21 protein-coding genes are annotated in these 17545 nt (G+C 62.4%); 6 read left to right on the top strand and 15 right to left on the bottom strand.

The features are described from left to right. Positions 1-46: 46 nt before the first annotated feature. Positions 47-376: a nuclear transport factor 2 family protein gene (locus tag AC3WLX_RS09255; RefSeq protein ID WP_492335597.1), complete on the top strand. Its 330-nt coding sequence runs from the start codon at positions 47-49 to the stop codon at positions 374-376. Further along, positions 373-1161 (top strand): SDR family oxidoreductase, encoded by a 789-nt coding sequence (locus AC3WLX_RS09260; RefSeq protein WP_492335598.1) that lies wholly within the window; start codon positions 373-375, stop codon positions 1159-1161. Before AC3WLX_RS09255 ends, AC3WLX_RS09260 begins: the two co-directional genes overlap by 4 nt. A 198-nt stretch (positions 1162-1359) precedes the next feature. Here the strand turns inward: AC3WLX_RS09260 and AC3WLX_RS09265 are convergent, their stop codons facing one another. Genes AC3WLX_RS09265 through AC3WLX_RS09290 form a run of 6 tightly spaced genes read right to left on the bottom strand, consistent with a single transcriptional unit; the run spans position 1360 to position 5873 of the window. Further along, positions 1360-2391, bottom strand: a complete 1032-nt coding sequence (locus AC3WLX_RS09265) for an ABC transporter substrate-binding protein (RefSeq protein WP_492335599.1) — start codon at positions 2389-2391, stop codon at positions 1360-1362. A 35-nt stretch (positions 2392-2426) separates the two neighbouring features. Next, positions 2427-2750 (bottom strand): hypothetical protein, encoded by a 324-nt coding sequence (locus AC3WLX_RS09270; protein WP_291620160.1) that lies wholly within the window; start codon positions 2748-2750, stop codon positions 2427-2429. A gap of 3 nt (positions 2751-2753) precedes the next feature. Continuing rightward, positions 2754-3512 (bottom strand): ABC transporter ATP-binding protein, encoded by a 759-nt coding sequence (locus AC3WLX_RS09275; RefSeq protein WP_291620162.1) that lies wholly within the window; start codon positions 3510-3512, stop codon positions 2754-2756. Then, complete coding sequence (locus tag AC3WLX_RS09280; protein ID WP_492335600.1) at positions 3509-4318, bottom strand: ABC transporter permease; 810 nt, start codon at positions 4316-4318, stop codon at positions 3509-3511. Before AC3WLX_RS09280 ends, AC3WLX_RS09275 begins: the two co-directional genes overlap by 4 nt. Next, entirely contained in the window at positions 4315-5043 is a 729-nt protein-coding gene (locus tag AC3WLX_RS09285; RefSeq protein WP_492335601.1) for an ABC transporter permease, read from the bottom strand. Before AC3WLX_RS09285 ends, AC3WLX_RS09280 begins: the two co-directional genes overlap by 4 nt. Before the next feature lie 44 nt (positions 5044-5087). Beyond that, positions 5088-5873 (bottom strand): FadR/GntR family transcriptional regulator, encoded by a 786-nt coding sequence (locus AC3WLX_RS09290; RefSeq protein ID WP_492335943.1) that lies wholly within the window; start codon positions 5871-5873, stop codon positions 5088-5090. A 151-nt stretch (positions 5874-6024) separates the two neighbouring features. Here AC3WLX_RS09290 and gbd point away from each other — a divergent pair, with 151 nt between their 5' ends. Continuing rightward, positions 6025-7152: a 4-hydroxybutyrate dehydrogenase gene (gene gbd, locus AC3WLX_RS09295; RefSeq protein WP_492335602.1), complete on the top strand. Its 1128-nt coding sequence runs from the start codon at positions 6025-6027 to the stop codon at positions 7150-7152. 951 nt (positions 7153-8103) lie between these two features. Here gbd and AC3WLX_RS09300 read toward each other — a convergent pair. The 5 genes from AC3WLX_RS09300 to AC3WLX_RS09320 form a co-directional block, all read right to left on the bottom strand. After that, the gene (locus AC3WLX_RS09300) at positions 8104-8343 is read right to left on the bottom strand and encodes a hypothetical protein (RefSeq protein ID WP_291620171.1); all 240 of its coding nucleotides are present in this window, start codon (positions 8341-8343) and stop codon (positions 8104-8106) included. Positions 8344-8572: 229 nt separating this feature from the next. Next, a complete protein-coding gene (locus AC3WLX_RS09305) occupies positions 8573-8782 on the bottom strand; it encodes a cold-shock protein (RefSeq protein WP_291620173.1) in 210 nt (69 codons plus the stop codon). Positions 8783-9181: 399 nt separating this feature from the next. Beyond that, on the bottom strand, positions 9182-10534 hold the full coding sequence (locus AC3WLX_RS09310; RefSeq protein WP_492335603.1) for a ferredoxin reductase family protein: 1353 nt from the start codon (positions 10532-10534) through the stop codon (positions 9182-9184). Between the two features lie 133 nt (positions 10535-10667). Beyond that, entirely contained in the window at positions 10668-12971 is a 2304-nt protein-coding gene (locus tag AC3WLX_RS09315) for a heavy metal translocating P-type ATPase (protein ID WP_492335604.1), read from the bottom strand. A 4-nt stretch (positions 12972-12975) separates the two neighbouring features. Then, positions 12976-13254 (bottom strand): hypothetical protein, encoded by a 279-nt coding sequence (locus tag AC3WLX_RS09320; protein ID WP_492335605.1) that lies wholly within the window; start codon positions 13252-13254, stop codon positions 12976-12978. 187 nt (positions 13255-13441) lie between these two features. Between AC3WLX_RS09320 and AC3WLX_RS09325 the strand changes: the two genes are divergently transcribed. Beyond that, positions 13442-13720, top strand: coding sequence for a hypothetical protein (locus AC3WLX_RS09325; RefSeq protein WP_291620179.1), 279 nt, complete (start codon positions 13442-13444; stop codon positions 13718-13720). A 292-nt stretch (positions 13721-14012) separates the two neighbouring features. Continuing rightward, on the top strand, positions 14013-14498 hold the full coding sequence (locus AC3WLX_RS09330; protein ID WP_492335606.1) for a hypothetical protein: 486 nt from the start codon (positions 14013-14015) through the stop codon (positions 14496-14498). A gap of 65 nt (positions 14499-14563) precedes the next feature. On the opposite strand, the gene AC3WLX_RS09335 is transcribed toward AC3WLX_RS09330, so the two are convergent. Further along, positions 14564-14782: a DUF6894 family protein gene (locus AC3WLX_RS09335; RefSeq protein ID WP_492335607.1), complete on the bottom strand. Its 219-nt coding sequence runs from the start codon at positions 14780-14782 to the stop codon at positions 14564-14566. A 331-nt stretch (positions 14783-15113) separates the two neighbouring features. On the opposite strand from AC3WLX_RS09335, the gene AC3WLX_RS09340 reads away from it, so the two are divergent. After that, entirely contained in the window at positions 15114-15452 is a 339-nt protein-coding gene (locus AC3WLX_RS09340; RefSeq protein WP_291620185.1) for a hypothetical protein, read from the top strand. A 79-nt stretch (positions 15453-15531) separates the two neighbouring features. On the opposite strand, the gene AC3WLX_RS09345 is transcribed toward AC3WLX_RS09340, so the two are convergent. The 3 genes from AC3WLX_RS09345 to AC3WLX_RS09355 all read right to left on the bottom strand — a co-directional run bounded on the left by AC3WLX_RS09345 (position 15532) and on the right by AC3WLX_RS09355 (position 17501). Next, entirely contained in the window at positions 15532-16353 is an 822-nt protein-coding gene (locus AC3WLX_RS09345; protein ID WP_492335608.1) for a universal stress protein, read from the bottom strand. A gap of 137 nt (positions 16354-16490) precedes the next feature. Continuing rightward, complete coding sequence (locus AC3WLX_RS09350) at positions 16491-16592, bottom strand: permuted SH3 domain-containing protein (RefSeq protein WP_492335944.1); 102 nt, start codon at positions 16590-16592, stop codon at positions 16491-16493. Positions 16593-16643: 51 nt separating this feature from the next. Then, positions 16644-17501, bottom strand: a complete 858-nt coding sequence (locus AC3WLX_RS09355) for an efflux RND transporter periplasmic adaptor subunit (protein ID WP_492335609.1) — start codon at positions 17499-17501, stop codon at positions 16644-16646. Positions 17502-17545: the final 44 nt, after the last annotated feature.

Below are 17545 nucleotides of genomic sequence, written 5' to 3' on the forward strand. Positions count from 1 at the left end.
CACTTGCAGCCGCTCCCGGCAACGCCCGCAGTAAAAAGGACAAGACATGACGCTCGAACTTCCATCCCCGATTGCCGCGTATGTGGCCGCGAACGCCCGCCTGGATGTTGACGGCATGCTGGCCCCCTTCGCCGCCGAGGCCGTCCTTCGCGATAACGGCGCCGTTCTTCGCGGGGCCGCCGAAATCAGGTCGTTACTTGAAGAGGCGGTCGTCGGAGCGAAGGCGATCTTCACACCCGACACCGTCCGCCACGAGGGCGGTCAGGTCGTCGTCGAGGGCCCCGGCCATGGCGACTTCAAAGGCAGCCCGATCCGCTTCACCTACCGCTTCACCCTCGAAGACGACGCCATCAAGGCCCTGGAGATCACGGCATGACCATCAAGGCTGATCCGACCGAGTTCGCGGGAAAGCGCGTGCTCATCAGCGGCGGCACCAAGGGTCTGGGCCGCGCCACCGTCGACCGCTTTCTGGCCGGCGGCGCCCGGGTCATCACCGCCGCCCGCGGAGAACTGGAGCCCATCGATGGCGTCGAATTTGTCCAGGCGGACCTGACGACGGCTGAGGGCGGGGCAAGCCTGGCCAAAGCGGCGGTCGAGCGTCTAGGAGGCGTCGACATCCTAGCCCATGTGCTGGGAGGCTCGGCCACGCCGGGTGGCGGCTTCGTCGCCCTGTCGGACGACCATTGGCTGTCCGAGCTCAACCTGAACCTCCTGGCCACAGTCCGTCTCGACCGGCTGCTGATTCCGCAGATGATCGAGCGAGGCCATGGCGCGGTGGTGCACGTCACCTCCATCCAGTCGGTCTTGCCGCTTCCCGACGCGACCACCGCCTACGCGAGCGCCAAGGCCGCGCTCCGGACTTACAGCAAGTCCATCTCCAAGGAGCTGGGTCCCAAGGGCGTGAGGGTCAATGTCGTCTCTCCCGGCTGGATCATGACCGAGGGGACCGATCTATTTCTCGAGCGCATCCAAGCCGCCAACGGTGGCACTATCGAGGACGCGCGCCAACTGGTGCTGGCCGGCCTCGGTGGCATTTCCATCGGTCGAGGCGCCGAACCCCTAGAGGTCGCCGACCTCATCGCCTACTTGGCCTCGGATCGCGCCGCTTCGATCCACGGCGCTGAGTTTGTCATCGACGGCGGCACCGTCCCGACCGTTTGATCAAACAGGCTCGTCCACGCTAGGCCGAACTGGCCTAGCGTGGACAGACGCCATGGCCCGATTGTCTGCTTTTCGAGACATAACAGACACATCGCGAGTTGCGCACAGAGCGGTTAGGAGATTGTGCACATATCTTTGTTTGGAAGCAGGACCTCTGTTGCCGCGCACCGGCTGGAGGGCGCGCGGCAACACTCGGCTTCAGGGCTTGAACACGAAGCCCGGCTTAATCGCGACGTCTGCAGGAATGGGCTGCAGATCGGAGAACAGGTCCGGATAGGTATTCATCACATTGAGGATGAATTTCGGCTCGATGTGCTTGTTCACGTCGAACACCGACTTGATCACGCCGAGCCGATGCAGCGTATCCTGCGCCTTCCAAAGCGCGCGATAATTGTGCGCGGAAATGCGGCGATCCACCTGCTGGATGTTGTACTGCATCGCGGTCTCCGCCACGTCGAGCTTCAACCCCGGAATCCAGCGCGTGCCGATGGATGCGGCTTGCTTGGGGTTCTTGCGCATCCACTGGTCGGCCTCCGACACAGCTGCCAGGAATTTCTCGATCGTCGCCCCATTCTTCTCCACCCAAGGCCGCAGCGCGACATTGAAACCGAGATAGGAGATGACGTCACCGCCGCGGATCACCTCGACAGCCCCAGGCACATCCTTCATCGCAATCACCGGTGCCGGGTCCCAGCACACAAATGCATCCACGCCCTTGGCGAGTAGCGCCACGCTCATTTCCGGCGGCGGCGTGTTGATCAGCGTCACGTCACTCGTCGCGAGGCCCGCCTTTTCGAGCAAGCCGAGAATGTAGAGATGGTTGATCGTGCCGAAGGAGGTCGCGATCTTCTTGCCCTTGAGGCTTTTCAGGTCGCCTTTGACGATGCCGGAGTCGCCGTTGGCAATGAGGGCGAGCGTGGCATCGGATCCAAGCTTCGTGGCGCTGCCGCTGAAGTTGCCGAAGAAAACCAGGTCCATGTTGCGTAGAATTGCGCCGATGGACGGGACGCCGGCTTGCACCATGTCGGTTTCACCGGCCTGCAAGGCATTGAGCGCATCGACGCCGGTTGCGTATGGGCGAGCGATGGTGACGTCGAGCCCGTACTTTTCGAAAAAGCCGCGCTCCAGTGCAATCGGCAGCGCCAGCATGTCCACCGCTGCCACCATGCCGACCTTGAGTTTTATGGGATCCTTGGCTTGCGCCATTGCCAATGACGGCAGCAGCAACAAGGCGCAGAGAAGCATCGCAAGTCGTCGCATTTGTGTCATCCTCCCGGTTGAAGCGGCTCGATGCGCGTCACCCAGTAAGGCCGGGCGACGGTCGTCAAGTCCGCTCGTTTCACTCCTCGAACTTCAACGGATTTTTCTTGTGTTCCGGATACCCGGCCGTACGTCTGCATCAGCTGAACGTGAAAACGTTCAGGTTCGAACGGCAGCACGACGAGGATATTCACCTTGTCCGAGCCGCCGGCGAAGTTCGCGATCTTGCGCGGTGCGGCGATGGTCAGCCAAAGCTGCCAGGCCAGATAGCCGAGCGCCACCGCCATGAGGATGTGCGCCTTTCGCGATCGAAGGGCATCTTTCAACATGGCTCACGCCGACCGCACGAGTTGAAGGACGCGGTTCGACAATTCCTTGAACCGCGCATCATCGTTCAGAGCGTCCCATGATCGTGGCCGTGGCAAGTCAACGGCAATATCATCGAGCACGCGTCCCTTCGACAGCGCGACCACCCGGTTGGCGAGAAACACGGCTTCTGCCACGTCATGCGTGATGAAGATGACCGTCGGCCGCTTCTCCTGCCAGATCCGCGTCAGTTCTTCCTGGAGCGTCATGCGGGTCTGGGCGTCGACGCTCGCGAACGGCTCATCCATCAGCAGCACGTCCGGTTCGTTCGCCAGCGCACGCACCACGCCGACGCGCTGCTGCATGCCGCCCGACAATTCGGCGGGATAACGCCCGGCTGCCTCGGTCAGCTTGGCGAGCGCCAGATATTCATGCGCGATCTGCTCGCGTTCGACCTTGCGGACGCCGCGCATCTTCGGACCGAAGGCGACATTCTCGAGCACGGTTCGCCAGGGAAACAGGGCGAAGGATTGGAACACCACGCCGCGGTCGGGGCCTGGCCCCTTGACCGGACGGCCGCCAACCAGGATCTCGCCGCCCGTATACGGGATGAAGCCCGCGATCATGTTGAGGATCGTCGTCTTGCCGCAGCCCGAAGGACCGACGATGCAGACGAACTCGCCCTGCTCCACCTTCAACGACACGTCATGCACTGCGGTGACGTTGGTGCCGGCATAGGGGTCGAAATACGTCTTCGACAGGTTGCGGATAGTCAGATCCTTCATCGCGTCACCAGCCCCCACCGCTGTCCCGTCGCCCGCTCGATCGGTGCCAATATCCAGCTGTCGACGATGTACCAGAGAATTCCCAGGATGATCATGCCGAGCAGGATCTCGACGACAGACCCGGAGCGGCGCGCGTCGAACATCAAAAATCCGATACCGCTGGTGCCGACGATAATTTCGGTTGCGATCAGAGCGCGCCAGCCATAGCCGAGTCCGTTGCGCAGGCCGGTCACGATGTTGGGCAGCGCGCCCGGCAGCACCACTTCCCACAGCATGCGAATGCGCGAGGCGCCCAGGCTCTGGGCCGCGCGATGCAGGGTGATGGGGATCGAGCGCACGCCCAGCACCGTGTTAAGGACAACGGGGAAGATGACCGTGTAGACGATCACGACCGTGATGGTCGTGAGGCCATAGCCGAACCAGATCACCAGGATCGGCAGCCAGGCGATATCGCCGATGGCCTGAAAGAACAGAAGCAGCGGCCACAGAGCCGTACGCGCGCGCTGATTGAGACCAACCAGGATACCAAGAGGGATGCCTAGGGCGACGCCCCAAAAGGCACCGACGGCCAAGCGTACGATGCTGTCCTGGAGGTACGCCGGAAGGATGCCCGTATAGACCAGCGATCCGAACGAGCGCACGACCTCCACCGGTCCAGGCAGGAACACGCGCGGGAATATTTGCAGCTCTGTGACGATCCACCACGCCGCGACCACCGGAATGAAGGGAGCGATGGACGCGATCGACGGCCAGCGCGCCGTCAGGCGAACGCAGTGGCTCCACATCTTGAGTAGAAACTGCTTCATGCGCGCTGCACCATGCCCCAGCGTTCGATGGTGGCGCGTTCGATGGGTGCCAGGACCAGCCGGTCGAGCAGGAGCCAAAGCACGCCGATCACGATCATGCCGAGCACGATCACTTCCGTTCGATAGAAGTCGCGCGCCACGAACAGCATGTAACCGAGGCCCACATTGGTGGCGATCATCTCGGCGGCGATCAGCCCGCGCCAGGCAAAACCCAGTCCGGTGCGTATGCCGGTGACGATATTGGGAAGCGCCCCCGGCAGCAGCACTTCGGTCAACATCGCCCATCGTCCCGCACCGAGCGATGCGGCCGCATTGCGCACCTGCAAGGGAATGGTCGATACGCCGAGCAGCGTGTTGTACGTCACGATGAAGAACACGGCATTGAAGATCACAAAGGTGATGGCGCCGAAGCCGTAGCCGAACCATAGCGTCGCGATCGGGATCCACGCGATGCCAGCCAGCACCGAGAAGAACCTGAATAGGGGCGTCAGGAAGCTCGAGATGATCGGGCTCACGCCCATCGCGACGCCCAAGGGAATGGCGATCAAGAGCGCGAGCACCGTGCCGACGGCGACGCGCAACAGGCTTGCACCGATGTGCCGAATGAGGGTGCCATCTTCTATTCCCTCAATTCCAGCCTGGACCACAGAGGAGAGGTGAGGAAACAGCCGGGGATTGACGTCGAAATACGGGATGAAAACGGCCCATAGAACGAGGAGCACCATAAAGGGCGCGCAGAACCAAAGTGCCGAAGAGAGCCTCCACAGCATCACGCTTGCCTCAGGGTACGGCTGCCGCTTGGCCTGGCATTCCGCCGAACGGCGCCTACACTTTTCTTGGACAGTTGGGAGTGGGTCAAACCAAGAACTCGCTCCATGGCTTTGCGGGCTTTGTTTGCATCGCCTTCGTCGATGGCACGAGCAACGGCAGCGTGGTTTGGGATGTTGTCCTCGAACCAGCCGGCAACGCTATCAACAGCGACAACAAACACAGCGCTCAGGATCGTGTCGATCGCACCGCGAAAGCCCTGCAGCACCGGATTGTGCGTTGCGTCCAGGATAGCGAGGTGAAAAGCCTTGTCCGCGGCCGTTGCGGCAGCCTGATTGTCGGATTCTTCCATCGCCCTCAGCGCTGCATTGATCCTTTGCCGGTCCTGCCTGGTGGCGCGGGTCGCCGCGAGCGCAGCAGCGGCTGGCTCGATGATCGAGCGTACTTCCTGAATAGCCAGCAGCAGCTCACGGTCGAGCTGATCCTCACCGACCAGCCAGTTCAACACATCACGATCGAGAAGACTCCAGTCGCGCCGCGGCAACACGTGAGTGCCGTGGCGCGGCCGCACACTGACGAGTCCCTTCCCTGCAAGCATTTTGATCGCTTCACGAACCACGCCGCGGCCAACGCCAAAGCGGATTTCGAGTTCGTTCTCGGGAGGCAGGACCGCGCCGGCCGGGATGACCTCTTGAGCGATCTCACGGCCGAGCGTTGTCAGCACCGCGTGGATGCGGCCCGGCTTCAAACGCTTCTCGGTGGATTTGACGCGCTTAGCGTTCGACAATCCGTTCACTCCCGACCGCCGGCTCTTGGGCTGGCTGGTATGTTCAGGCCATACACCGATTTGGTTGAGCTCGCAATCATCCGATGTTAAATGTCCGATGAATAAAAATGTTTTGCGGCGCAACAATTTCGCCAGCCGGGAGGAGTTCGCTATGTCGACCATTGGATATCTGACGACAACAATATTCGATCACGGTGCCATCAAGAGCCTGCCGACCGAGCTGGCGGCACTCGGAATTCGTCGGCCGCTGCTCGTCACGGACGCCGGCGTGCAGCGGGCCGGCATTGCAGCGCAGGTCCTGGCTCATCTCGATCCGACGACCATTGCGATCTTCAATGGCACGCCGCCGAATCCGACTGAAGAAGCAGTCCTTGAAGGCGTCGCCTCCTTCCGCCAAAGCGGTTGCGATGGCGTGATTGCGCTCGGCGGCGGTTCGCCGATGGACCTCGCCAAGGGCGTAGCCTTGGCCGCCACCCATGAGGGGCCGCTGGAGCAATATGCGGCAGTCCTTGGTGGCGTCGGCAAGATCACCGAGAAGGTCGCGCCCGTGATCGCCATTCCGACCACTGCAGGAACTGGCAGCGAGGTCGGCCGCGGAGCTTTGATCAATCTGACCAACGGATCGAAGCTGGCGTTGATCAGTCCCCACTTGATACCGAAACGGGCGATCTGCGACCCTGAACTCACGGTGGGACTGCCGCCATTGTTGACGGCGGCGACCGGCATCGATGCGCTCACGCACTGCATCGAGACGTTCCTGTCGCCGTTGGTCAACCCGCCGGCGGAAGCGATCGCGCTCGACGGTGCGAAGCGTGCTTGGCACTTCATCCAGCGCGCCGTGACAAACGGCGCCGACCGCGAGGCGCGTTGGGAAATGATGATGGCCGCACTCGAAGGTGGGCTCACGTTTCAGAAAGGGCTCGGCGCAGTACACTCGCTTTCTCACGCCGCCGGCGCATTGCGCTCACCGACGCTCCATCACGGTATGCTGAACGGCGTGTTCCTGCCGCACATCCTGCGCTTTAGCGCGCAAAGCGTCGGGAACAAGTACGAAAAGCTCAGCGATGTATTCGGCATTTCGCGCGAAACCGACCTCGCCGCAGCAGTGTTCGCTCTCGTTCAATCGTTGAAGCTACCGGTCACGCTCGGCCAAATGGGTTTTGAGGCTCGGCATATTCCTCAAACAGTTGTCCGAGCATTAGCCGACCACTCAAACGCCACCGCTCCGCGAAAAGCGTCTGCAGAAGAATTCGAGGGCTTGCTGCGTGCGGCGCTCTGAGACTTATCCCTGAGTAGCCAGGGGCGGAGGGTAATTACTCCAAGCCGAAGATGGTACAACGGGGTTCCCTTTTCGGCCGCCTTCCGGCATAGTTGGGCATGGCAAAAGTAAAAGTGAACTTCAAACCAATTCGAAAATCCGAGGGCGACTGGGCTATCATCGCCGAGTACCCGGGCGCAGAAGCGCGAGAGATTACGGGCTTCACAAGCAAAGCCGAAATTGACGAATGGATGAATGGAGAGCGTCGGATCGCTTGGCTCCGATCACAGGGTTACGCGAAGTGACTCGATGAACCCTTCAGGCGGCGTCAGGTGCTTCTGGCGTGGCTGAAGGTGTGGACTCTTGCATGATTCCGGCCCCCTCAACATGCGTCGGCGTTATCAGACGAGTGGGCCATGATCGACGAGTGCAAGGTTCCTACGCAAACGGCGGGATCTCGACCAGCGTTCCGATCAATCGCAACAACGCTTGCTTTTCGGGCCCCTTCCCGTCGCGCAAGAACTCGCCCAGCTCGATATGAGATAGCCGGCCACCAGAGGGCGCATTGGGCTGGTGGATGATGAAAGCGTAACCGTTTGTGGGCTCGCGTGCGACGAACCATGCGTCCCCGTTTGGGCTCCGATAGAGCTCCCGCCGGTCTGACATTCTTCCTCCCTGCTGCCTCTAGGCACTGTCTGATGAACGCTTGCGGGAAAGCTATGAGATCAGTGAAAATACGAAAGCTGATCTTCCGTAACCACGCGCTCGATGTTGTCGGACCTGCACTTGATGCGGTATCTCACCCGTCCATCGGACTCGATCGGCATGCACTGCACGATCGTGTAGATCTTTGGCGCTTCGGTTGCGGCGCGTCCCTGCGGACCCTGAGTTTGGTGCCGGACCTCTTCATTTAGCTTGTAAGCGTATGACATTCTCTCTCTCTCGACGTTTGCGCGTCTATCGGCGATCTCGCTAGTCTTCAAGAATGGATTTTGTCGCCTCGAATATCTGTTCCGCTGTGCCCTTGATCGTGCCCTTCGCCCAAGCTTGAAACACCGTGACGTATGCGTTCTTGTAAGCTGCTTCGTCCGCGGAGAAGTAGACTTCGTCCGTTGCAGTGTCCAAGACAAGCGCTCCTGTATCGATACAAATCTCCTCGATCAGGACCATACGTTCTTCTTGAACGGCCAGATGACGTTTTACGATGCTCATGGACTCTCCTGCTCTCGGCACTGAGAAATCACGTTCCCGATGCGGCTGGTGAACATGCTGACGTCGTGCACCGAACACAGGCGCAACAGGAGGGCGCAGTCGTGTGCCGCTCTTCGATCTTTTGCCTGCTCGATTGAAAAACCCCGCCCCGATACCTCGGAAGCGGGGCAGGACCACAAGCTCTACCAGTACATCCGTGGCTAGAGCGACAGGTCTGTCGTGCTCTCAACTAAGCAGCACGGAGATTTTCGGCGGCGGACTTGCCCGTACGACGGTCTGCGACGACATCGTAAGACAGCGTCTGACCTTCCGTCAGAGTTCCCATACCGGCGCGTTCGACCGCGCTGATGTGAACGAAGACGTCGTTGGTGCCGTCTGATGGCTGGATAAAGCCGAAGCCCTTTTGGGTATTAAACCACTTAACTGTACCGGTGTTCATCAGGTTTTCCTTAAACGCGCAGGACCCGGCGCGCGGAGTTGCGGCCAGCCGTCCGGTTAGTCGATGATGGAGAATGTCTGAAACGTGCGCGCGTCAGGATCTGAGGCGAAAGCGGAACAGTTGTTCGGCCAGTATCGATACGTAACACAGTACACTAGCAGTTGACAGACTTCAAGAAGAAAGCCGGCGGCGCGTCATACAAGGCGGGGGTCGTTCACAAAGGAAATTGGCCAACTCTGCGGGCCCAAGTGCTCGGCGACACGAAACTCATGCAGGGGTTCGAGAAGTCGCGCGCGTAACGCGGGCGCGTACTTGAGGGAACTCACATGAAGATGGGTTGCTTGCAATCGCCGCGGCAGCAACGCTCCTCATCGGAACGGTTATGCAGGCGCGCGCCCGCTATCGCATCGCGAACAGCTCCTGATGAAACCGCCGCCCGACAGGGAATCCGTGTGCGCCGAAGTCTCGCTTGAGCGCTTCACCGAAGGCAGGCGGACCGCAGAACCAGATGCTCGCGTTGCGCCATTCCGGTACGGCTTCGCGAATGCGTTCGCCGGTCAATCGTCCATCACGCGCGTCGACGAGAACTTGCAGCCGGACATCGGCTGACCGCGCATCCGCCGCGAGCTTGCCGAGAGCTTCCTCGTCGACGTCAGCCGTGGTGTGAAACAGGTCGACCGGCTGCGCCACGGTGCAATTCGGAGCATCCTGCGGAATCGTCATCTGCTTCATGCGAGCGACGAAAGGCGTGATACCGATGCCCGCTCCGATCCAGATCTGACGCGAGCAATCATCGTCGAACGTGAAGCAGCCATAGGGCCCTTCGACCTTCACCTCCTGTCCGACATGGAGCGTCTGCCGCAGCCGGCTGGTGTGGTCCCCGAGTTCCTTGGTGATGAACGTGATCCTCGGATACTCGGCGCGCCAGCAGGAGGCAATCGTATAAGGATGCGCGCCTTCCGAAGCATCCGACGTGGCGAAAGCGAACTGCCCCGGTCTATGGCCCGGCCAGCCATGCGGGACTTCGATTTCCGTTTCGATGGCTCTGACGCCGGGATAATATTCGAGAGAGGTGATCCTGCCCTTGATCTGGCGTCCGGCCCCAATGCGCCGCAAGAGCGCAAGAGCCGCCGCCCATGTACCGCAGGCAAGCAGCGCCGCCACGATCCCTCCGAGCGGAGACATCCAATAGCTGAACTTCATCAGCGCGACCGCGTGAAAGACCAGCACCAGGTAAGCAACGGCGAGCAGCCGGTGGGTCTTGTAGAAGAGCCGGTAGGGGAACACCCGAACGAGCGCCAGAACGAGCAGCACCACAGCGCCGTAGAAAGCCCACTCGCCCAGCCCCTCCGCCGGTCCACGCAGGCCGGCAAGGAATGCCTCGATCGGATTTTCGATGGCCGGCCGTGCACCGCGCTCCGGTCGCGCCAGCAACCTCAGGCCGACCGCCCATTTCGGGCCGCTGGCCCACAGCCAATGCACGATGGCAATCACCAGGGCCGCGATGCCGAGCCATTTGTGCAAGCGGTACATCTTGTCGAGGCCGCCAAGCCATGCCTCCGGCCAGCGTGGTCGCATGGCGAGAATCATGGCCAGGCTCATGCATCCGATGGCCAGGACGCCGCTCAGCTGCACCATTCTCTCGCGAAGTGGAAAGAATGAGCCCGGGCCCAACGGCTGGTGCTCCACCAGCAGCCACAACGCGACCAGAACCGTCAGACAGCCCCAAAATGCCCGCTTGAGATTCTGCATGGGCTCTCTCATCCGATATCGACGCGACGAACTGCCTGGACAATCGAGTCGATCCGGCTGCACCGCATTGAGGTGCCTCAACGCGTCACCGAACCGGCGAGAAGGAGCAGACCGACTGCTGCATGCCGCAAGTCTAGGCCGGCAAGACCACGGCCTCGTAGATGTCCTCCTCCTGGGCGGTGTGCATGCGAACCAATGTCTCGATCGCCTCGATGACGCGCTGGGCATCGCGAACGAGATAGCGGTCGATCTTCTCCGACGGCAGATCTTCCACGATGCGGTCGAGCAGTCGCGCCAGATGCAATATCTCGCGATGCGCGCGGCTCATGGCGGAGAGCCCGTGACGGTCGCGCAGCACTTCCGTGAGCTTCGGATAGACGCTGTCCTCGTCGTCGCGCTCGTGAGCCACGACGCTGTTCTGAACCAGCCGGTGGGCTTCGCCGATCAAGGCCGCGGCGGATTCCGGCGTCGCATCGTCCAGCGCATCGACGATCTGACGCAAGCGGTCGAGGTCCTTGAAGAGAGCCTGGTGATCGTGATGCAATGTCCGCCCCTGCTCCGCGGTGATGTGCGGGCCGCGGCTGACGAGTGACGGAACGAGCGCCCGCAATGCGTTGAGGATGACCGCGACGTCGATCACTTCCTGCACGATCGCGGCGGGCACAGGTGAGAGCCAACCAGCGGCGGCAGCGATCATCGCGACCAGCGACAATCCCATGCCGACAAATATGCTCTGCAGGGCAATGCGCCGCGCCCGCTGCGCAATCATGATGGCTTCGCCGACCCGATCGAGCCGGTCCGCCAGAATCACCACGTCTGCCGCCTCGGACGAGGCACTTGCACCGCGCGCACCGAGCGCGACCCCGACGTCGGCCACGGCCAGCGCCGGCGCATCGTTGATGCCGTCGCCGACCATGATGGTCGGATGCAACCGCTGCTCGCTGCGTACCGCTTCGACCTTGTCCGAAGGGACCCGGTCGGCCAGCACGGCATCGAGATCGAGCGCCGCTCCGATGGCTTGTGCTGCCGCGGCGCGATCGCCGGTGACCATCACCATCCGTGCGATGCCGGCATCGCGCAGCAGCCGGATCGCGCGCGGCGTATCGGCCCGCAGCTCGTCCGCCAGCAGCAGCGCGCCGATCAGACGGCCGTCCACCGCGACAAAGACGATCAGCGCCGAGCGCCATGAGGCACGCCGGATCGCCCGCAGCTCCCATGACGACGGGGCGGCCTGCAAGGGAATCATCTCTCGCGAGCCCACCGTGACCTGACGCCCATCGATCAGACCGTTGAGGCCGGAACCCATGGTCTCCTTGACGTGTTCCGGCGGCTTCAGCTTAAGGCCATGATCGGCGGCCGCGATGACGACAGCCTTCGCGAGCACGTGATGCGAGGCTTGCTCGAGCGACGCCCCTAGCATGAGTACCTCGTTGGGATCTTCCCCCGGCGCGACCTCCACGGAGAGCAACCGCGCCCCGCCCACGGTCAGGGTGCCTGTCTTGTCGAACAGCACGGTGTGGGCGCGGGCCAGCGCCTCCAGCGCTCCGCCGCCCTTGACGAGGATGCCGCGGCGGGCCGCTTGCGCCACCCCGGCAATGAAGGCGACCGGTGCGGCCAAGATCAAGGGGCAAGGCGTGGCCGCCACCAGCACGGCAAGACTGCGGGTCAAGTCGCCGGAGACGAACCAGGCCAAAAACGCGATGACGAGAGTCACCGGCAGGAAGATCAGCGCATAGCGGTCCGCCAGCCGCACGAAGGGGGCTTTCGCCGTTTGCGCCGCCGTCACCATGCGGACGATGCCGGCATAGGTGCTCTCGCCGGCCGCCGCGGTCACGGTCAACTGGAAGGCCTCACCTGCATTCAGGGAACCTGACAGAACGGCGTTTCCGCGCCGCTTCTCCACCGGGATCGGCTCCCCCGTGACCGCGGACTCGTCGATCGTGGCCGAGAGCGAGGCAACAACACCGTCGACAGGCACGATCTCGCCGCCCCGCACCAGCAGTTCGTCGCCGATCGCGACGTCCTCGATCGGAACATCCTCGATGCGCCCGCTGGATTTCCGATGGGCCTGCCGCGGTGCGCGATCAACCAATGACCGCAGATCCCGCTCGGCCCGTGCGATCGCGATCTCCTCCAGCACGTTGCCGCCGGAATACATCAGCGCGACCACGGCCCCGGCAAGCGGCTGCCCGAGCGCCAAGGCCGCACTCATCGACAGCAGCGCGATCGCGTCTACTCCGACCCGGCCGCTCAGGAGATCCCTGACGATCGAAACCGCCAGCCCTACAATCACCGGCACCGTGCCGAGCGCCCATGCGAGGTCGGCGAGGTCAGGCCGGCCCGCGGCTCGCGCGAGAATACCTGCGGTCAATCCCGCGATTGCAATCGGCACCAGAGCCCAGGGCAGCAGCCGTTCAAGCGATAAGGCGGGGCGCACGTTCTCAGCTTTCGCTGGAAGCGAGGGCGGGCCGCGCCATGCGCGGCCGGTCTTCACCGGATGAGTACCGGGGACGCCGACCGGCCGCTTCACTCAACGTCCTGCCGGTCGTGACGTTGACGAAGTGCAGCGAAGCGCAGGCGGGACATCGCACGGAGACGTGCGTATCCGCGGCGTCGGACAGCGAGCCGGAGAGCCAGTGCTGCACGTTCATGCCGGTGCGCGGGCATTTGAACAGGATGTTGCGCTCCATGCCGAACATATGCGCCAGCCGCGCCGGCATTGACATTGCGGGCCAATACTTAGGCACATGTCCTGAACGGGTCCACGCGGTAGCGTGGGAACTGGTTCCCTTGAGCTGGATCAAGACAAATCTGTGACACCGACGATAGCCTCGTGTCGGCATCGGGAACGCTGTCCGAAGGTCCGCTGCCGACAGGCATTGGAATCCGCCGATCAGGAGAGCCGACATGCTGGCCGACATTCACACCGACGATCTCACTGCCGTCGTGCGCTACGCATTGGAGACGACCCGCGCGACGAGTGTTTGTCCATTCCACGACGATGTGATCGTCCGCATCGGGGATGACGCTGCCGAGAGCCACGCCTTGGAACGCGCCAAGCGCATCGTCAGAAGCGACGGCACGGAGTGGGACAAGGACGCTCTCAGGAACGAGCTCGGCCGCCAGCTCGGAGCAGCCGCTGACGGCCGCTGCCCCAAATGCGATCCGGCGGCCTCGCGCGTCTAGCCGCCGCGAATTTGGTGCGCGCAGCTCGATCCGGAAGCGGGAATTGGCGTGAAAGTGACACGGCCGATCACATCCCTCATCCCCCGAAAATCCCGGACGGAGATCCCGCCGGCGGAGAAAGACGATCGTAGCCGGCCCTCGCCATCCGCCGAGAGGCGAAAGGTCGTCGAAGACCACGCCGATAATCTGAAGAAGATCATCCGAAGGCTTTTTGGCAAGCTGAATTGATTCACCGCAAAGGCAGGGAAAGCAAGCCTGCTAGTAAAGGTCGAAATTGACGGGGAATGCTCGGATGACGCTGAAAAAATGGTGCCCGGTTCTCGCGATGTCGGCGGCTGCGGTGACATCCGCGATGGCCCAGTCCGACTTTCCACCCTCCGCGAATGCAAAACAGGAAGCGCCGCGCCTCGTCGAGGTCATGGGCATGGCGCAGATCGAGCATCTCAAGCTCTGGTATGCGGGCAAGGCGAAGAACTGGGACTTGGCCGCGTACGAGTTGCGGCAGCTGACGAACAGCCTGGCCGAAGCCGCCATCTTCTATCCGGCAGTGCCCGTCAGCAACGTGACCACGATGAAGGAGCCGCTGCTCTCGGTTGCCGACGCGATCGCGGCGGGCGACGATCGCAAGTTTTCAGCGTCCATGCGCGTGCTGACCGACGGCTGCAATTCCTGTCACACATCGATGGGACGCGGCTTCATTGCCATCACCGTTCCGACCGGAGGACAACCGCCTGCCAACCAGATCTTCTCGCCATTGGCGAACAACCGGAAGAAATGATGCGGCAAGCGGAAAAGGGAATACACTTACGCTAGACGAGGCTGAGCGGCTCATCTCATCGTGCTTCAGACCGGACTTGGGTAGATCGGCTCGCGGTGCACTTCCCGGCCGCTCTCGTCGATGACGACGATCTGGAGCGCGGGATGGCCTTTCGGCCTCTCTTCACGGATCCGGCCAGCCAAGCTCTTGCTGTGTACGATGGCGGCGCCGTCGCTCACGAGTTCCAGTCCAGACTTGTCCCGGACGGGCACGCCGTCCCTGATATCGAAATAGTAGGTGGGCATCGGCTTGTTTCCTCCCCTCGGGCGGCTCGGTGAAATCAAACATTCTGGAAAAGAGCCGCTGGGAGGGGATTCACCTCGGCGGCGACTTCGAGAGTCGTAACCCGGCAGCGTTACGCAAGTTGCACGGTAGCGGGCGGGCGAATTCCTGGGCTTGATCCGCATCAAGCCGGTGTCTCGCGATAGATTCGCACCCGGGAACGTCGCTCGGCAGAATCGTACAAGTTTTGGATGACTTGGCCCTCCAACTATTATAATACCATACAACCTCTATCTGCACGACAGGCCATCTTCGCCACTGCCCTGCGGGAGGGAATGTTACGGAGAGTGCGCCATGGATCGCTACATCGCTCGGGCGAATGTCGACCATTACATCGCGCTGTTGAACACCGCCGACCTCACGCCCGACCGCCGAAGCGCGATCACAAAGATGCTGATTTCCGAGGAGGACGGGCTCGGACACGACCTGGAGCAACTCGAATTCTATGAGATTCGAGCCGTAGCCGGACGCAAGCGTGTGGAGACCGTGGCAAATCTGCGCGACCGATTTGCCTCGGGAACGCCGGAACGGCGCCACGCAGAGGAGCTATTGGTGAACATCGAGAACCTCCAGACCCTCCTGGAGGATACGTGTCACCGCCTGCGCAGGAGGATCAACTCGCGCGGCCTTTAGATCGTCCCGGGCGGCAGAACCCGGACATCTTCGAAGCAAGTCGTGGCGCTCATCCGGCATCGAGCTCAGCGTGCCGGCGTCAGTGCGACATCAGCAGACAGACCGGCGCGTGCTGCAAAAGGCTCTGGGTCATGCCGCCGAACACCCATTCTCCCAATCGGCTGTGTCCATAGCCCCCGGTGACGACGAGGTCAGCGCCGATATCGGCGGCCAGTCGAACCAGATATCCTGCGTCGGGCTCCGCCGTATGCACGCGCACCTCGTGCTGGCAGCTCACCCCGTGCCGTTGAAGATATCGGGCCACGTCCCGCACCCGGTCTCGCGCCGCATCTTGTTCGCTCGACGTGCAGATCTCGGCGATCGTGACCTGCGAAGCCCGGGTCAGGAACGGCAACGCGTCCCGAACGGCCAGGCGCGCCTCGCGGGAGTCCTTCCAGCCGACCACGATCCGGTCGCCCGCCAATCGGGTGACGCCATCCGGCACCGACAGGACCGGGCGCCCCACCCGCAACATCGCTTCCGCCGCATCGAGGTGGTGCGCGTAACTCGGCCTCGGCTTGCTGCGCTTCACCACGACAAGGTCGGCTGCCCTGGACTGCTCGACCAGGAAGGCGGTCGGAAAGCCGATCGTCCAGCGCCATTCCACCTTTTCGCTCGGCAGGCGAACGACGCGCCTGAACCAGGCCTCCTTGTCCGACAACGTTGCGCGGATGCGCTCGAGGTCCTCCTCCGTGGTCTGCTCGATGATCACGCCTTCGGCGACGAACGGAGGATCTATCGCGATCGCCGAGACGCCCATCAAGGCGGCCTCAAAGCGACTTGCGACCGTCTCGGCGACAGCAATCTGCCCCTCGTCCTGCTGCTCGGGATCGACATAGACCATGACGCTGGCAAGAGACATGTCATTGCTCCATTGCTCCAACGGCACCCCTTATCTCGCGTTTGCCCGTCGTCCCGTTGACGCAAATCAAGCGGCTCGCAGCACGGTGGCGGAGCCATCCGTCCGGCCGGGCGCGCCGGCCGAGAACCGGCGCTGACCTATTTGAGATAGCCATCGACCACGACGACGTCGCCGGCTTTGAGGCCCTGATCGACCAGTGCCTGGCCGCCGCTGATCTGAGCGATATGGACGAACCGCAGTTCAGCCGTTCGATCCGGCTTGACGACATAGACATACGTGCCGGTCGGCCCCTATTGCACGGCCGAGCCTGGGATGGTGATTGCGTCTTTGCGCGTCTCGAGCAGCAGGCGCGCATTCACCAGCTGTCCCGGCCAAAGCCGATGTTGCCGATTGGGGAATTCGGCCTTGAGCTGAATGGTACCCGTAGTTCCCGTGATCTCGTTGTCCACGAGCAGCAGTTCGCCTTCATCGAGCTTCATGCTGTCGTCCTGGCTGTAGGCGATGACTTTCCTCGGCCCCTTCGTTAGCCGGTCCTGTATGGCGGGAAGATCGGATTGCGGCAGCGTGAACAGCAGCGAGATCGGCTCGATCTGGGTGACCACGACGAGGCCATTCGGATCGGTCGGATGGATGACGTTGCCGACGTCAATCTGCCGGACGCCGGTAATGCCGGAAATGGCTGAGGTCAGCCGGGTGTAGCTGAGTTGCACATTGACCTGATCGATCTGGGCCTGGTCTGCCTGGACGGCCGCCTGCAACTGCGCGACCTGCGCCTTCTGCGTGTCGATCAGCTGCGGCGTCGCATAGCCCTTCTCGCCGAGCTGGGTGTCCCGCGACAGATTAGCTTCGGCATTCGTGAGCTGGGCCTGATCGCGCGCGGTTGGCCGTGAACTGCTCGGTCTGCGTCTGATAGGGACGAGGATCGATCTCCGCCAGAAGGTCGCCGGCCTTGACGGCTGCCTTCCTTGAACGTGATCCTGGTCAGTTGCCCCTGGATCTGGCTGCGCACGACGTCGGTATTGTAGGCGGCTACAGTGCCGATGCCGTGCAGATAGATCGGAACGTCCTTTGCGCTGATGGTGCTCGCGACGACCGGCACGGCGGCCTCGGGCACCGGCACGGCGGCGGCCCCGACGGATGCCGATCACTCGAAATGAAGAATACTGCCGCCTGCCAGTGCAACGACGGTGAG

This window comes from Bradyrhizobium sp. FW305-F6 (assembly GCF_058782905.1).

Bases quoted from the DNA above. Each gene is read 5' to 3' on its own strand.
- gbd (WP_492335602.1), top strand. From the start codon at position 6,025: ATGTCGACCATTGGATATCTGACGACAACAATATTCGATCACGGTGCC.
- AC3WLX_RS09325 (WP_291620179.1), top strand. From the start codon at position 13,442: ATGCTGGCCGACATTCACACCGACGATCTCACTGCCGTCGTGCGCTAC.
- AC3WLX_RS09255 (WP_492335597.1), top strand. From the start codon at position 47: ATGACGCTCGAACTTCCATCCCCGATTGCCGCGTATGTGGCCGCGAAC.
- AC3WLX_RS09310 (WP_492335603.1), bottom strand. From the start codon at position 10,534: ATGCAGAATCTCAAGCGGGCATTTTGGGGCTGTCTGACGGTTCTGGTC.
- AC3WLX_RS09275 (WP_291620162.1), bottom strand. From the start codon at position 3,512: ATGAAGGATCTGACTATCCGCAACCTGTCGAAGACGTATTTCGACCCC.
- AC3WLX_RS09335 (WP_492335607.1), bottom strand. From the start codon at position 14,782: ATGCCCACCTACTATTTCGATATCAGGGACGGCGTGCCCGTCCGGGAC.
- AC3WLX_RS09340 (WP_291620185.1), top strand. From the start codon at position 15,114: ATGGATCGCTACATCGCTCGGGCGAATGTCGACCATTACATCGCGCTG.
- AC3WLX_RS09280 (WP_492335600.1), bottom strand. From the start codon at position 4,318: ATGAAGCAGTTTCTACTCAAGATGTGGAGCCACTGCGTTCGCCTGACG.
- AC3WLX_RS09260 (WP_492335598.1), top strand. From the start codon at position 373: ATGACCATCAAGGCTGATCCGACCGAGTTCGCGGGAAAGCGCGTGCTC.
- AC3WLX_RS09345 (WP_492335608.1), bottom strand. From the start codon at position 16,353: ATGTCTCTTGCCAGCGTCATGGTCTATGTCGATCCCGAGCAGCAGGAC.
- AC3WLX_RS09305 (WP_291620173.1), bottom strand. From the start codon at position 8,782: ATGAACACCGGTACAGTTAAGTGGTTTAATACCCAAAAGGGCTTCGGC.
- AC3WLX_RS09300 (WP_291620171.1), bottom strand. From the start codon at position 8,343: ATGAGCATCGTAAAACGTCATCTGGCCGTTCAAGAAGAACGTATGGTC.
- AC3WLX_RS09330 (WP_492335606.1), top strand. From the start codon at position 14,013: ATGACGCTGAAAAAATGGTGCCCGGTTCTCGCGATGTCGGCGGCTGCG.
- AC3WLX_RS09285 (WP_492335601.1), bottom strand. From the start codon at position 5,043: ATGGTGCTCCTCGTTCTATGGGCCGTTTTCATCCCGTATTTCGACGTC.
- AC3WLX_RS09270 (WP_291620160.1), bottom strand. From the start codon at position 2,750: ATGTTGAAAGATGCCCTTCGATCGCGAAAGGCGCACATCCTCATGGCG.
- AC3WLX_RS09320 (WP_492335605.1), bottom strand. From the start codon at position 13,254: ATGCCGGCGCGGCTGGCGCATATGTTCGGCATGGAGCGCAACATCCTG.